This is a genomic window from Paraglaciecola arctica BSs20135, assembly GCF_000314995.1.
GTDB classification, from domain to species: Bacteria; Pseudomonadota; Gammaproteobacteria; order Enterobacterales; family Alteromonadaceae; genus Paraglaciecola; species Paraglaciecola arctica.
Window position 1 is genome coordinate 74,226 of the sequence record NZ_BAEO01000013.1, and the last position, 13,157, is coordinate 87,382.

Below are 13,157 nucleotides of genomic sequence, written 5' to 3' on the forward strand. Positions count from 1 at the left end.
CTCATTGAAAATGTTACCTATTATTACTTGGCTTTAGATTTGCTCTATATAGATAAAATATAAACAAAGTTCGTTTGTATTTTATCTATTAAATAAAGGAGTAGGGCATGTCTAACAAAAAGTTGTTTTGGGTCGCATTTTTTATTTTGTCTTGTTGTGAGTTTGCTCAAGTGGCTTATTCACAAAATATTTTGACAAGTACTCAAACGATTGAACTTGTTGGCACTGGATTGCAGTGCCATGACAAAAATGATTTAGATAGTCGTAATCTGTTTAAGGAAAAATTATCAAGTAACCTATTGCCGCGATAATACTAAGAAGTTTTTGTGGGTCTGGGATTAAATTTATTTTTTTATTTATTTTGAGGTGAATTGAACTGGAAAAAATCTCTGGTAACAATTATGGTTACCGAATATGAAGTGTATTCTAATTTTTCCTTTTCTCCTTATTTCAAGAGCCTCGTTTATTGGCTTGTTTTTTGTTACCTATTCTCAAAGTGTTTTAGCCGACAAAATAGACGACTTTATTCAAAGTATTCAGGTTTCTACCTATAACTGCCCAGATGATCAATTTATTCCACAAGTCGACGAATATATTAAGCGCCGCAGTGTGTTGCCAGAACAACTTATTAAGTTAAAAGTGCATAAAGCGCAATGGTTGATTTGTGTTGGCAAGAATGATCAAGCACAAATGATACTTGAAAATCTGTTATCAGATCCTCTGATGGCTCAAAACTCTCAGAGCTATGCCAGTGTGTATTATCACCTAGGTTATATTTTTGATGTTCAGGAAAGTCCGCAAAAATGTGATTATTATCGTCAGTCTGAACAATTGGCGAAAGACAAATTTGCTGATGTTTATTTAAGCTCGCAACTTGGACTTATCACCGTTTGTGATCAAGATAAGCAAGATATAGGTATTAAACTTGGGCGTTTGTTTGCCTTGCTTAAATCCTATTCTGAGAGCGACGATTTAGAGTCAATAGCCCATATCCATAATAATATTGGGTTGTTATACGCCTCTATCGGCCAGCGAGCCCTAGCAGCTGAGCAGTATGAAAAAACCTATGAACTTGGTTTAAAGGTCTATGAAGAGAAAAACCAAATTGCCCCTTTGATCAGTCTTATTACTTCTTACACTGGCAGTGGTGATTATGAGAATGCAAAATTGATGATTGAGGAATTAGGAAAGCGCAATTTAAAAATTAATACGCCATTGAGTAATAGCTTGTTTCACTTTGCACAAAGCCGCCAAGCTTATCGCACTAACGATTTTGAAGCTTTACGCAATAGTATGCGTAGCTGGAATGTGTTTCTAAAACAAATATCTCAAAAGACTATGAACCTTTTATATGATTGGTATGCAGCTGCGCTCTGTTTGCATGATAAAGATCGAATATGTGTGAGTGAATTTTTACAAAAACAAAATGATACTAACTTGGCTATGCCAGCTAGCTTATCTAATCATCTTCACTACGCAGCTTTTTTGGTTAAAGCTCATTTGTTTTTGGGAAATATTGAAGCGGCTAAGCTTAGTTTTGATAACTACTTCTCCATCTCGCTAGAAAAGATTAAAAAACAACAGCAATCAGCCCGTGTTTTGGGAGCGGCTAATTTGCACAATGAAATTATTGGTTTAGAAACTCATTTAACCAAAGCCAAAGAGCAGCGCTTACAGATCATTTTGTTGGTGTTAATGACTATTCTAGGTTTGATCGTTTTAGTTTATCTAACTGTAGGCCGAAGTTATTTGCGCAAATTAGCCACTGATCCACTTACGGGATTGTTTAACGAACACTCAGTCGTAACTCAAATTAAAAAAGTAAAAGCACCGATAGATGACAAGGTTAATGCACTGGCCCTAATTGATGTCAGTAACTTTACTGCTATTAATGCACAGTATGGCTACAAGGTTGGTGAATTAGCCTTGAAACAAGTCGCAGAATGTTTAAAGCAAGTAACCAGAGAAAAAGACATTGTTGGCCGTGTAGGCGCAGACCAGTTTATTGTGTGTTTAGTCAATATTGAAAATGTGATAGCGGAAGAGTTATTCTCAAGAATTCAAAAAGCCTTAACTGACGTAAACTTTAAAGTTGGCAATAGAGAAAAGGTTGATGTTTTCTCGAATATGCACGTATATAGTTCGGTCACCAGTCTATCTGATGCCGACGAGGTGTTAGCAGAAATTCGTAGTGTTTTGCGTAAGGCATAAGCATATTTTTTATTCTTAAAATCTATAAGTTCATAAAACCATATTAATGAAAATATTACTGCCTCTAAAATATTACGATGAGGCCGGCAGAGTGAAACCTGCTGTGTCTTTATATATTTGTATCGCGTTTTTATCTCGAAGTTTGCTGATATTAGTTGGTTCAGTTTCAGTTCGAGAAAATGGTGAACAGTTGTTGGCACTGTTTTATCCTGACAAACAGTATCTTTATATCAGCCTCGCCATCGCTTTTCCGGCTTTTTTAGTATTGCTGCTTTTAGGCTTTAGAGAAAAAATATGGAATGCAGATAGATGTTGGATGTTTTCTTGTATTAAACCGTTATTAATATTTTCTGTATTGGCAGATTTAGGCTTACACATTATGCTGGCCAGCATGAAATATTGGCAATTTTCATGGGTCATTGCCGTCACATTACTGCTTGATTCGCTAATTGTTTATTTTTTGGTAAAAGACAAACATACACAATTGATGTTAAAGGACTGGAAAAAATCTATTCCGACAACACCAGTAAAACCAATGATTTAGAGGTACTGGCTTAGCCATGTTATTGGATATTGTTAGCTAGTGCTTGGTCGTAATAACTTCTGACACTGATTTGACTATCATTTACCAAGCGTTGGTAACAAATCCCCGCAAATGCATAAGTATTGCCTGCATAGTTCAGTACTACATAAGGTGCGTCAGGATCGGATTCATCATAAGCCCAGTTGCCACCCACCTTATTGCGAAATATTTCGCCTACATAAGCTCCGTAGATATTACAAATGGTAAACACCGCATTTTCTTCTAAGGCTTGATCTTTATATCGGCCTAACCAACTTAAAATAACATCATCTACCTGATCGATACTTTTTTCAGTGCCATCCAAAGTAAGATTAAATTCATCTTCGGTGGTGGTTACCGCATTTTGTGCGCTGTCTATCATTAAATCTGTCAGTTCTGCCGATGTCATTAGCATATTATGTCTCTGTCTGCCTTCTATAAGCCTATTGTGTTGTTTATTTACTAATTTGTCGATTAGAAATGTAATTTGCTTGGATGATCTGTTGGCGGTTGTTTTCGTATAAAGCAACACTAATTAAAAATAGGTGTGTTCATTTTTGAAGTATTCTTTTGTTTTACCCTTATCAGCGCTGACCGCATTATGCCTGTTAGCTGTTTTAGTTTCTTATGGGGTGATCCCTTCGGGGCTAGAGTTATTGCAGAGCATTCACGGGAATTTTAAGGACTATTTCTATTTACTTATTTTATTGATTATTTTGTTGGAATCTATTGTTTATGTTGGGTTTTACTTCCCTGGGCAATTTTTTGCTGTGGTGTTAGTTGTATTATCTAAACCACAGCCGCAAGACATACTTTTGTTAACATTAGCCATGGTTATAGCGGCAACGTTAGGGTCATGTATTAACTATTTTTTAGGTAGAAAGTTTGCAAAGGAGGAGATAAAGGTAAAAACAAACCAATCAAAGTTATCAGTTAAAAAGTTGTTAGTGGCGATGATACATATTAATTCTCTGGCATTTTTTATGTTTGCTCAAGGGGCAAATCAGCAATCGCCCAAAGTGGTACTTTGGGCTGGATTATTAAACTTGCCGTATTATTTATTGCTTATTTTGGGAACGTCAGTATTAAGTGAACAAGTTATGCAAATGGCAGAAAACACCTGGTTTTTAGTCATAGCTGTCAGTATTTGGTTGAGTGTCGCTTTGTTTTTAGACTATAAAAAGTATAGAACAGCGAGTTAAGGCTGCTGATTTACTTGGCTATGTTTACTGATTAACTTGTCAATTACCCTTGCAGTTGCAACAAAACCAAATGTGGCAGTCACCGCCACTGCTGCACCAAAGCCATTGTTACAGTCTAATTTAACACTACCGTCAGTCAGAGTTTTGTTCATACATACACTGCCATCAGCTTGTGGGTAACGAAGCTGTTCAGTCGAATACACACAATCAATACCAAAACGTCGTTTGGGGTTGCTACTGAAGTTAAAAAATCGGCGTAGTTCCGAACGTAATTTGGCCGCTAAAGGATCTTGGATGGTTTTACTGAGATCTGTCACTGCAACTTGGGTGGGATCAATCTGTCCGCCAGCGCCACCGATGGTAATGATTGGGATTTTATTACGCTTACAATGGGCAACCATAGCCGCCTTAGCTTTTATGCTATCGGTAGCGTCCACAACGTAGTCATAGCCATTATTGAGTAATTCTGAAACATTATCTGGGGTCACAAAATCTTCGATTTGAGTGACCACACAAGCTGGATTAATTTGGGTGATCCGCTTAGCCATGGCTTCGACCTTAGCTTCGCCAACAGTATCCTGCAGTGCATGGATTTGTCTATTGGTGTTAGTGACACAAATGTCATCCAAGTCAATCAAAGTGATATGCCCAAGAGCGGTTCTGGCTAATCCTTCAGCTACCCAAGATCCTACACCTCCAATGCCCACAACACAGACATGTGAATTGCGTAGAATATCAGTTCCTGATAATCCATATAGTCTTTGAGTGCCACCAAAACGTTGCTCGGTTACTTGCTGCTGATCCATAAACTCACATTAATAAAACAATTTTATTCGGATTGTTATTGTATCAGTGGCGTGGTGCATAACTCCAATAGAGTCTGTTATCTTTTTCAAGTCAATTTCTCTTTATTGAATTTAGATTAAAGTTGGCTTCTTTGGTGTTCTTGATTGAATAACCGGCCAAGCTTTAATACTATTCAGATATATAATTGCAGCAATCTTGTTGCTTTAAGAAGTAAGAATAATCCAAAAGGAATGTGTGATGAAACCTGTTGTTTTAGCTGGTGGAAGTGGTAGTCGTTTGTGGCCTAAATCAAGAGCGGCTTTGCCTAAGCAGTTTCTAAGCCTCACCAGTGATTTGACTATGTTGCAAGACACTATCGCAAGGCTAGCGGGCACAGATGCCGACCAACCTATTGTTATTTGTAATGATGCCCATCGCTTTTTAGTCGCAGAGCAACTTCGTCAACAAGATATTCAGCACGGTGGTATTTTGCTCGAACCAATGGGACGTAATACCGCACCGGCTATTGCTTTGGCTGCTTTGCATGCTTCGCTAAATGGTGAAGATCCGATTTTACTTATTTTAGCCGCCGACCATTTGATAAATGATGCATCAGAATTTCATAAAGCTATCACTCAGGCCGAAGCGTTAGCCAAGTTAGGTAAATTAGTCACTTTTGGTATTGTGCCCGACTCGGCCCATACAGGTTACGGGTACATTAAACGTGGCGACAAGGTTGCCAGTGCAGATGTTGGTTTTGATGTGGCCAGCTTTGTTGAAAAACCAGATTTAGCCACGGCACAACAGTATGTTGATTCTGGCGAATATTATTGGAACAGCGGCATGTTTATGTTTAAAGCTAGTCGTTACCTCCAAGAACTTGAAAAATATGCCCCTGAGATGCTGGCAATATGTAAAAAAGCCATTGCCTCTGAATCCGCAGATTTAGAATTTGTGCGTGTAGATGCTGAGGTTTTTGTTACTTGCCCTGATGATTCCATCGATTATGCCGTAATGGAAAAAACGGATTCTGCTTGTGTGGTGCCACTTGATGCAGGGTGGAGTGATGTGGGCAGTTGGTCGTCATTATGGGAAACAGCCAAGCAAAAAGATGCGAACAATAACGTGGTGATCGGCGATGCTATTCTTGATGGCGTCAGCAACAGTTATATCAATTCTGAACAACGCCTTATCTCTGTTGTGGGTTTAGACGATATTGTAGTGGTCGAAACCAAAGATGCGGTGTTGGTGGCCCATAAAGATAAAGTGCAAGACATCAAAAATGTGGTTAATCAACTTAAAGCAGAACATCGCCCTGAGTGGGAATTCCATCGCGAAGTCTTTAGACCTTGGGGTAGTTATGACTCTATTGATAATGGTGAACGGTTCCAAGTAAAACGAATTACAGTCAAACCTGGCGAAAAACTCTCAGTGCAAATGCATCATCACAGAGCGGAACATTGGATTGTGGTTTCAGGTACCGCAAAAGTCACTAATGGCGAGCAAACATTGTTGTTATCTGAGAACCAATCGACTTACATTCCAATAGGTGTGGTACATGCATTGGAAAATCCTGGGCGTATACCGCTGGAACTTATCGAAGTGCAATCAGGATCCTATTTAGGTGAAGACGACATTGTGCGTTTTTCTGACCGTTACGGCCGTATCGAAACCAAATAGACATAGTTGATTGTGACTTATACATAAGAGATTTTATGAAAATTACATGTTTTAAGGCGTATGACATACGCGGTAAATTAATTGAACAACTAAATGAACAAGTGGCCTATCGCATTGGCCGTGCCTTTGCTGAGTATATGCAGGCTAAAACAGTGGTTGTTGGTGGAGACGTGAGATTAACCTCTGAGCCATTGAAGTTAGCCTTATCAACAGGTTTAATCGATGGCGGAGCAACAGTCACCGATTTAGGTATTACAGGTACCGAAGAAATTTATTTTGCCACTAAGTATCTTGGTGTTGATGGCGGTATCGAAGTCACAGCTAGTCATAACCCTATTGATTATAATGGTATGAAATTAGTTAAAACTGACTCTAAACCTGTCAGTGGCGATACTGGTTTGTACGCTATTCGTGATTTGGCTGAAACGTATGCAGAAGTTGATGTTCAAGCTAGGCTTGAGTTTTATTCGAATGGCTTGGTCAGTGAACAAGCATTTATTCAAGGTGAGGCCTCGGTGCAAGCCGATAAATTAAAGATAACGGGTCAGTATAGTGTTTTAGACAATATGCAGCCTTATGTCGCCCATATGTTGTCTTATATTGATACAGACAACATCACTCCATTAAAATTGGTAGTTAATGCGGGTAATGGTGCGGCGGGTGACGCATTAGATGCTATTCAAAGTGCCTTAGAAGCGGCCAACGTGCCGATTGAGTTTATCAAAGTGCATCATCAACCTGATGGTACTTTTCCAAATGGTATTCCTAATCCTTTATTGCCAGAGAGTAGGGCAGATACCGCTAATGCTGTTATCGAACACACTGCCAATATGGGCATTGCTTGGGATGGCGATTTCGACCGCTGTTTCTTGTTCGACGAAAAAGGTGATTTTGTTGAGGGGTATTATATTGTAGGTTTGCTTGCTAAAGCCTTTTTGGATAAAAAACCAGGTTCAAAAATTATTTATGACCCTAGAGTTTATTGGAACACCGAAGATATTGTTTTAGCAGCAGGTGGTGTACCGATAAAAAGTAAAACTGGCCATGCTTTTATAAAAGAACGTATGCGCGCTGATGATGCAATATATGGCGGTGAAATGAGTGCTCATCATTATTTCCGTGATTTTGCCTATTGTGATTCAGGCATGATCCCATGGTTGTTGGTTGCTGAGTTGTTGTGCACCACACAAAAGCCCTTGTCGCAGCTAGTAAAAGAACGTATTGCTGCCTTCCCATCTTCAGGTGAAATTAACAGTACCCTAGCCGATTCTGATGCCTCTATTAAAGCTGTATTGGATAAATATGAAGCCAGTGCCACAGTGGTGGATTACACCGATGGTATTGGTTTAGAGTTTGAAAATTGGCGCTTTAACTTACGCAAATCTAACACTGAACCTGTGGTTAGATTAAATGTTGAATCCAGAGCCGATATTGCATTGATGCAACAAAAAACCGCTGAATTATTGGCATTGTTGAAATAACCTGTCACGAACAAAAACTAAAAAGCCCAGCGATTTAACTGGGCTTTTTGGTTTCTAGATAACTTAAATATTATTTCACTTCTTCACCAGCAGCCTGTTTATCTGCATGGTAACTAGAACGTACCATAGGGCCAGAAGCTGCGTGGCTAAAGCCTAATTCTTTGGCTACTTCACCAAGTTCATTAAATTCGTCAGGGTGTACGTAACGTTTTAATGGGAAGTGGTGTTTACTGGGTTGTAAATATTGCCCCAAGGTCAGCATTTCTACATCATGTGAGCGTAAATCTTTTAATACTTCGGTTATTTCGTGTTTGTCTTCGCCCATGCCCATCATTAGGCCTGATTTTGTGGGAATATCAGGGTGCTGCTGTTTGAACTTCTTGAGTAGGTCCAACGACCATTGATAGTTAGCACCTGGTCGGCATTCCCGGTATAAACGTGGGATAGTTTCAAGGTTGTGATTAAAAACGTCGGGAGGGCTTATCTTGAGTATTTCAAGGGCTCTGTCCATACGGCCTCTGAAATCGGGCACTAACACTTCTATTTTAGTCGCAGGACTATGCTCGCGAATAGCGGCGATACAATCTACGAAGTGCTGAGCACCACCATCACGTAAGTCATCGCGGTCAACAGAGGTGATCACCACATATTTTAACTTCATCTCGGCAATGGTTTTGGCTAACTTTATTGGCTCTTCTGCGCTAGGAGGTAAAGGTTTTCCGTGTGCCACATCACAAAATGGGCATCGACGGGTGCAAATATCACCTAAGATCATAAAGGTTGCAGTGCCGTGATTAAAACATTCGGCTAGGTTAGGGCAACTGGCTTCTTCACACACCGAATGCAAATTATTTTTGCGTAAGGTGTTTTTTATATGGTCAATTTTGTCTGTATTGCGCGGCAGCTTTATTTTGATCCACGCAGGTTTACGCAACATCTCTGCCTTTTCAGTTGGCATGATGGTGATAGGGATATGTTTAACTTTTTCGTCATCCCGAAGTTTTACTCCGGCTTGCGAGCGTGCGTTAGTCATTAAAACCTTCTCTGTATTCTTTGTTTTTTATGCCTAATAAGGCTGATAAATGATCAGTCAGTTTGGTACCTGCTTCAACAAGTGTGTCAGGACCATTAAGTTGTGCGCAATCTACCATTTCCAGACCGGCATAACCACAGGGATTTATCCGTTTAAACGGGCTTAAGTCCATATTGACGTTTAAGGCCAAACCATGAAAAGAGCAACCTTTGCGTATTCTCAGTCCAATTGAACAGACTTTTTTGCCATCAACATAGACGCCAGGGGCATCTGCTTTAGGATAGGCATTTATAGCATATTCGTTTAGTGTATTAACCACACACTCTTCCAATGCAGTGACTAAGGTTCTTACACCTAATTTGTTACGTTTAAGGTTAAGCAGCACATACATCATTTGTTGCCCGGGTCCATGGTAGGTGACTTGGCCACCTCTATCGACTTTAACTACTGGAATGTCGCCAGGCATCAGCAGATGTTCTTCTTTACCCGCTTGGCCTTGGGTGAAAACCCCTTGATGTTCAACTAACCATATCTCGTCGACGGTTGTAGCGTCTCTGTTATTGGTGAAGTCTTGCATGGCCTGCCAGATGGGCAAGTAAGCTTGAACGCCTAATTGCCTGACTATTAATTTAATTGGCATTTTGCAGACAAACACACTCTACAGAACAACTTTTACTAGTTCCAGTTTTGCAAGTTCGACATAAAGGGTTTCCATATGAGCTTTACTGGTAACTGTAATACTAAGTGAAATAGAGTGGTAATTACCTTTTGAACTGGGTTTTACTTTTGGCGCGTAATCGCCAGGCGCATGAACCTGTAAGCAAGAAATGACATCTTCTGGCAAACGTTCATGGGCAATGCCCATGATTTTAAAGGTTTGCTGGCATGGAAAATCCAGCAGTTGATCAAAATTTGTGTCCATCTTTCTCTCGAATATTTAATAAAACGGCAGTGTAATTAACTATCAAAGCCAAGTTGTAATTTGACAAAATCAACCATACGGTCGATAAACCCACCTTCTTTTACTTCTTGTAAAGCGACCAAGGGGTATTCAGCAATATCTTCACCTTCAATTTGTAAGTACAGTTTGCCGACTACTTCGCCTTTGGCAATGGGAGCTTGTAAGTTTTTATCTAACTTAAAGTTAGCTTGCAAATTTTTGCTTTGGCCACGAGGAATATTAATTGGGGTATCTTGCAAAATACCAAGGTCGACAGTTTCTTTGTCACCCATAAAAATACGATGAGTTACGAAGCTATCACCGGCTTTATAAGGGGTAATAGTTTCAAAAAATCGGAAACCGTATTTGAGTAATTTTTTGTTTTCAACTTTACGTGCGCGCTCGCTGTCTGTGCCCATCACAACTGATATTAAACGCATATCGCCTTGGTAAGCCGAGGTAATTAAGCTGTATCCCGCATCTGAAGTATGACCTGTTTTTATGCCATCAACATTCAGGCTTTTATCCCACAATAAGCCATTGCGGTTATATTGTTTAATATCATTAAAAGTAAATTCTTTTTCTGCATAGATTGCATATTCTTCTGGAACGTCACGTATCAGAGCTGCCGATAATATCGCCATGTCTCTTGGCGAAGTGTAGTGGTCACCATCATGCAGGCCATGACTATTAACAAAATGTGTGGAGGTCATGCCAAGTTTGGTTGCATGCATATTCATCATGCTAGCAAAAGCATCTTCGCTGCCTGCAATATGTTCTGCCATTGCCACGCATGCATCATTACCAGATTGCACGATAATACCGCGGTTGAGATCAGCTACCGATATCTTTTTGCCTACTTCGATAAACATCTTTGAAGAGTCTGGGAAATTCTTCGCCCAAGCATTTTCAGAAATAGTTACCAAATCAGTTTCTTTGATATTACCGTTAGCGAGTTCCATACCAATGACATAACTGGTCATCATTTTGGTTAAGCTAGCAGGCGGTAACTGAATGTCAGCGTTCTGCGACGCTATGACATTACCAGTTTGGAAGTCCATTAATATGAAACCTTTAGCTGAGACACTTGGTGCAGGTGGAATAACCACAGCAGCAGAAGCTGAAAATATGCATAAAAACAGGACTAGACTGTTTACGAGAGAACTGAAAGACGTTATTGGTTTAAGCATTAAACTACCGTTTTTGAAAATGTTGTAAGAATAGAAGTCTTAGATACGTTTATCCAACATAAATCATGACCTCAAATTTTGCCCCGCAATATAGCACTTTGAAGGTTAAATTGCTGCTCAACTAATGACTAATCCTCAATAATATGGGAGATTTTGTCAGCTACAATAAAGTGAGACTCAAATTATTATAAAAAGTTTAAGTTTACTCAAGGTTTAACCAAGAAGAGTGACAAATCAATAGTGACTAATCGGAGTAGATTTTATATGCACCAGGGTAATCATTACTTTTAAGAACGCTAAGCAACTCATCTGCCTCATGTTCGTCTGTCATGGGCCCAAGGTGTAACTTATAAATGCCTTTTTCAAATTTGGTTTTGTAGGGGCGTTGATATAAAGTTTTTAAACCTCTGGCCATCTTGTCTATTTGTGTTTTGTTTTGTAAAGCCGCGACTTGGATAAAGACCCGTTGATTATTACTAATACTGGTCTCTTTTTTGATAATAGGGGAGCGTCCTACTGTGATTTGTCCTTCTTGATCTACGTGGATAACGTCGATTTTTACCTCAGCTACGCCTGTTTTAAACATATCTAATTTTAACGCCGCTGCATAAGAGAGGTCTATCACTCGACCACTATGAAAAGGTCCTCTATCGTTAACTCTAACCACTACTTGTTTGCCATTTTCTAAATTGGTAACACGCACAAAAGATGGCAATGGCAGGGTTTTGTGGGCCCCCGACATTTGGTACATATCGTAAATTTCACCATTAGCTGTTTGATGACCATGAAATTTCTGGCCATACCAACTGGCGTGCCCTTTATCGCTGAAACCTTTGCCGGTGTTGAGCGGCTTGTAGTGTATCCCTCTAATGGTATATGGACGCAAGTTAGCTGTGGCGTATGTCTCATATTTAGCGACTGCATCATGGCTAGTCACCTTTTCAGGAACAACTTTAGGTGCTGAGTCGTGGTGTTGATTATAACGCCCTTTAGGAGCGCAACCAGCGATAATCAGAACTAAAGCTATAAAACAAAGGCAACGACTAAAATTTATCATGGCAGGACTAATTGTCTACTTTAGCTAAAGTTGCTGAGTCGAAGCCTTGTTTGAGTTGTTGGCTGAATTGAAATACCGCCATTGCGTACAATGGGCTGTGGTTATAGCGGGTGATAGCGTAGAAATTAGGTAAACCTATCCAATATTCTTTGTTATTGGGTTGCTCAAACTCGAACAATTTGACACTCATATCTTTACTTAAGTTGGGCTCAGTAATACTTACGCCAGCGTCTTCTAACTGCGCCCATTTATGAGAGTACTTAAGTGATTTTGATAATAATTCCGAATATTGACTACCGCTAACTTGTGCTTTATAGGCAATATCGGTATTGGCCTTCCAGTGATGTTTTTTGAAATAATTGGCGACACTTCCAATAGCATCAGCAGGATTGTTTAATAGATCCCGTACCCCATCACCGTCAAAATCTACTGCATAATGACGATAACTAGAGGAGATAAACTGACCCCACCCCATAGCCCCAGCATAGGAACCTTTAAGCTCGGTGATATCAAAGTTTTCTTCTTTAGCCAATAAAAACAATTCCGCTAGCTCCTTGCGGAAAAACTTGGCCCTAGGTGGATAATGAAAACCTAAAGTGACCAGTGCATCTAGAACCGAATATTTACCGGTATATGTTCCATAAAATGTTTCTACACCTATGATCGCAACTATGATTTCAGCGGGTACACCGGTTTCTTCTTCTGCACGAGCTAATGTTTGTTGGTGGGTTTGCCAAAATGCTAAACCTTTTGTTAGGCGCTTTTCGGTGAGAAATATGGGGTAATATTGATGCCAAGGTTTGGCTTCCCAAGGTTTGGCAATAGATTTTAAAATGGCTTCATTTTTGTTGGCTTTTGCTAAAGTTGATTCAATCACACTACGATCAAACTGATGTTTATTAACCATCAAATCAATAAACTGCTTTTGTAGATCTACTGGCGAGGCTTGAATACTAAAGCCTGATAAACACAAACCTAATGTCAAAAATGATCTAAACAACTGCATAGTTTCTCC

Annotated in this window: 14 protein-coding genes; 6 read left to right on the plus strand and 8 right to left on the minus strand. The window is 39.6% G+C overall.

What is annotated here, in order from left to right:
- Positions 1-107 precede the first annotated feature (107 nt).
- The 3 genes from GARC_RS26915 to GARC_RS05220 all read left to right on the plus strand — a co-directional run bounded on the left by GARC_RS26915 (position 108) and on the right by GARC_RS05220 (position 2,755).
- Positions 108-311: a hypothetical protein gene (locus tag GARC_RS26915; protein WP_007617486.1), complete on the plus strand. Its 204-nt coding sequence runs from the start codon at positions 108-110 to the stop codon at positions 309-311.
- A gap of 103 nt (positions 312-414) precedes the next feature.
- Positions 415-2,211, plus strand: coding sequence for a GGDEF domain-containing protein (locus GARC_RS05215; protein ID WP_052151469.1), 1,797 nt, complete (start codon positions 415-417; stop codon positions 2,209-2,211).
- A gap of 46 nt (positions 2,212-2,257) precedes the next feature.
- A complete protein-coding gene (locus tag GARC_RS05220; RefSeq protein WP_039988819.1) occupies positions 2,258-2,755 on the plus strand; it encodes a DUF2919 domain-containing protein in 498 nt (165 codons plus the stop codon).
- Between the two features lie 19 nt (positions 2,756-2,774).
- On the opposite strand, the gene GARC_RS05225 is transcribed toward GARC_RS05220, so the two are convergent.
- Positions 2,775-3,188: a hypothetical protein gene (locus GARC_RS05225; RefSeq protein ID WP_007617493.1), complete on the minus strand. Its 414-nt coding sequence runs from the start codon at positions 3,186-3,188 to the stop codon at positions 2,775-2,777.
- A 142-nt stretch (positions 3,189-3,330) separates the two neighbouring features.
- Here GARC_RS05225 and GARC_RS05230 point away from each other — a divergent pair, with 142 nt between their 5' ends.
- On the plus strand, positions 3,331-3,975 hold the full coding sequence (locus tag GARC_RS05230; RefSeq protein ID WP_007617495.1) for a hypothetical protein: 645 nt from the start codon (positions 3,331-3,333) through the stop codon (positions 3,973-3,975).
- Here the strand turns inward: GARC_RS05230 and tcdA are convergent.
- A complete protein-coding gene (tcdA, locus tag GARC_RS05235; RefSeq protein ID WP_007617497.1) occupies positions 3,972-4,781 on the minus strand; it encodes a tRNA cyclic N6-threonylcarbamoyladenosine(37) synthase TcdA in 810 nt (269 codons plus the stop codon). The two genes, GARC_RS05230 and tcdA, sit on opposite strands and share 4 nt — an antisense overlap.
- A gap of 238 nt (positions 4,782-5,019) precedes the next feature.
- On the opposite strand from tcdA, the gene GARC_RS05240 reads away from it, so the two are divergent.
- Both GARC_RS05240 and GARC_RS05245 read left to right on the plus strand, forming a co-directional pair.
- Positions 5,020-6,441: a mannose-1-phosphate guanylyltransferase/mannose-6-phosphate isomerase gene (locus GARC_RS05240; RefSeq protein ID WP_007617499.1), complete on the plus strand. Its 1,422-nt coding sequence runs from the start codon at positions 5,020-5,022 to the stop codon at positions 6,439-6,441.
- A gap of 35 nt (positions 6,442-6,476) precedes the next feature.
- Positions 6,477-7,922, plus strand: a complete 1,446-nt coding sequence (locus tag GARC_RS05245; RefSeq protein WP_007617502.1) for a phosphohexomutase domain-containing protein — start codon at positions 6,477-6,479, stop codon at positions 7,920-7,922.
- Between the two features lie 70 nt (positions 7,923-7,992).
- Here the strand turns inward: GARC_RS05245 and lipA are convergent, their stop codons facing one another.
- The 6 genes from lipA to mltB form a co-directional block, all read right to left on the minus strand.
- Complete coding sequence (gene lipA / locus GARC_RS05250) at positions 7,993-8,955, minus strand: lipoyl synthase (protein ID WP_007617504.1); 963 nt, start codon at positions 8,953-8,955, stop codon at positions 7,993-7,995.
- Positions 8,948-9,595: a lipoyl(octanoyl) transferase LipB gene (gene lipB / locus GARC_RS05255; RefSeq protein WP_007617506.1), complete on the minus strand. Its 648-nt coding sequence runs from the start codon at positions 9,593-9,595 to the stop codon at positions 8,948-8,950. The genes lipA and lipB overlap by 8 nt, the downstream gene beginning before the upstream one ends.
- Positions 9,596-9,613: 18 nt before the next feature.
- Complete coding sequence (ybeD, locus tag GARC_RS05260) at positions 9,614-9,877, minus strand: DUF493 family protein YbeD (RefSeq protein ID WP_007617509.1); 264 nt, start codon at positions 9,875-9,877, stop codon at positions 9,614-9,616.
- Positions 9,878-9,912: 35 nt separating this feature from the next.
- Positions 9,913-11,085 (minus strand): serine hydrolase, encoded by a 1,173-nt coding sequence (locus GARC_RS05265; RefSeq protein ID WP_153810870.1) that lies wholly within the window; start codon positions 11,083-11,085, stop codon positions 9,913-9,915.
- A gap of 244 nt (positions 11,086-11,329) precedes the next feature.
- Positions 11,330-12,142: a septal ring lytic transglycosylase RlpA family protein gene (locus GARC_RS05275; protein ID WP_007617514.1), complete on the minus strand. Its 813-nt coding sequence runs from the start codon at positions 12,140-12,142 to the stop codon at positions 11,330-11,332.
- 7 nt (positions 12,143-12,149) lie between these two features.
- Positions 12,150-13,148, minus strand: a complete 999-nt coding sequence (gene mltB, locus GARC_RS05280) for a lytic murein transglycosylase B (protein WP_007617516.1) — start codon at positions 13,146-13,148, stop codon at positions 12,150-12,152.
- Between the last annotated feature and the right edge of the window lie 9 nt (positions 13,149-13,157).

What these genes read in the sequence shown, in the direction of transcription:
- GARC_RS26915 (WP_007617486.1), top strand. Translation starts at nt 108, where the DNA reads ATGTCTAACAAAAAGTTGTTTTGGGTCGCATTTTTTATTTTGTCTTGT.
- GARC_RS05215 (WP_052151469.1), top strand. Translation starts at nt 415, where the DNA reads ATGAAGTGTATTCTAATTTTTCCTTTTCTCCTTATTTCAAGAGCCTCG.
- GARC_RS05220 (WP_039988819.1), top strand. Translation starts at nt 2,258, where the DNA reads ATGAAAATATTACTGCCTCTAAAATATTACGATGAGGCCGGCAGAGTG.
- GARC_RS05225 (WP_007617493.1), bottom strand. Translation starts at nt 3,188, where the DNA reads ATGCTAATGACATCGGCAGAACTGACAGATTTAATGATAGACAGCGCA.
- tcdA (WP_007617497.1), bottom strand. Translation starts at nt 4,781, where the DNA reads ATGGATCAGCAGCAAGTAACCGAGCAACGTTTTGGTGGCACTCAAAGA.
- GARC_RS05240 (WP_007617499.1), top strand. Translation starts at nt 5,020, where the DNA reads ATGAAACCTGTTGTTTTAGCTGGTGGAAGTGGTAGTCGTTTGTGGCCT.
- GARC_RS05245 (WP_007617502.1), top strand. Translation starts at nt 6,477, where the DNA reads ATGAAAATTACATGTTTTAAGGCGTATGACATACGCGGTAAATTAATT.
- lipA (WP_007617504.1), bottom strand. Translation starts at nt 8,955, where the DNA reads ATGACTAACGCACGCTCGCAAGCCGGAGTAAAACTTCGGGATGACGAA.
- lipB (WP_007617506.1), bottom strand. Translation starts at nt 9,595, where the DNA reads ATGCCAATTAAATTAATAGTCAGGCAATTAGGCGTTCAAGCTTACTTG.
- ybeD (WP_007617509.1), bottom strand. Translation starts at nt 9,877, where the DNA reads ATGGACACAAATTTTGATCAACTGCTGGATTTTCCATGCCAGCAAACC.
- GARC_RS05265 (WP_153810870.1), bottom strand. Translation starts at nt 11,085, where the DNA reads ATGCTTAAACCAATAACGTCTTTCAGTTCTCTCGTAAACAGTCTAGTC.
- GARC_RS05275 (WP_007617514.1), bottom strand. Translation starts at nt 12,142, where the DNA reads ATGATAAATTTTAGTCGTTGCCTTTGTTTTATAGCTTTAGTTCTGATT.
- mltB (WP_007617516.1), bottom strand. Translation starts at nt 13,148, where the DNA reads ATGCAGTTGTTTAGATCATTTTTGACATTAGGTTTGTGTTTATCAGGC.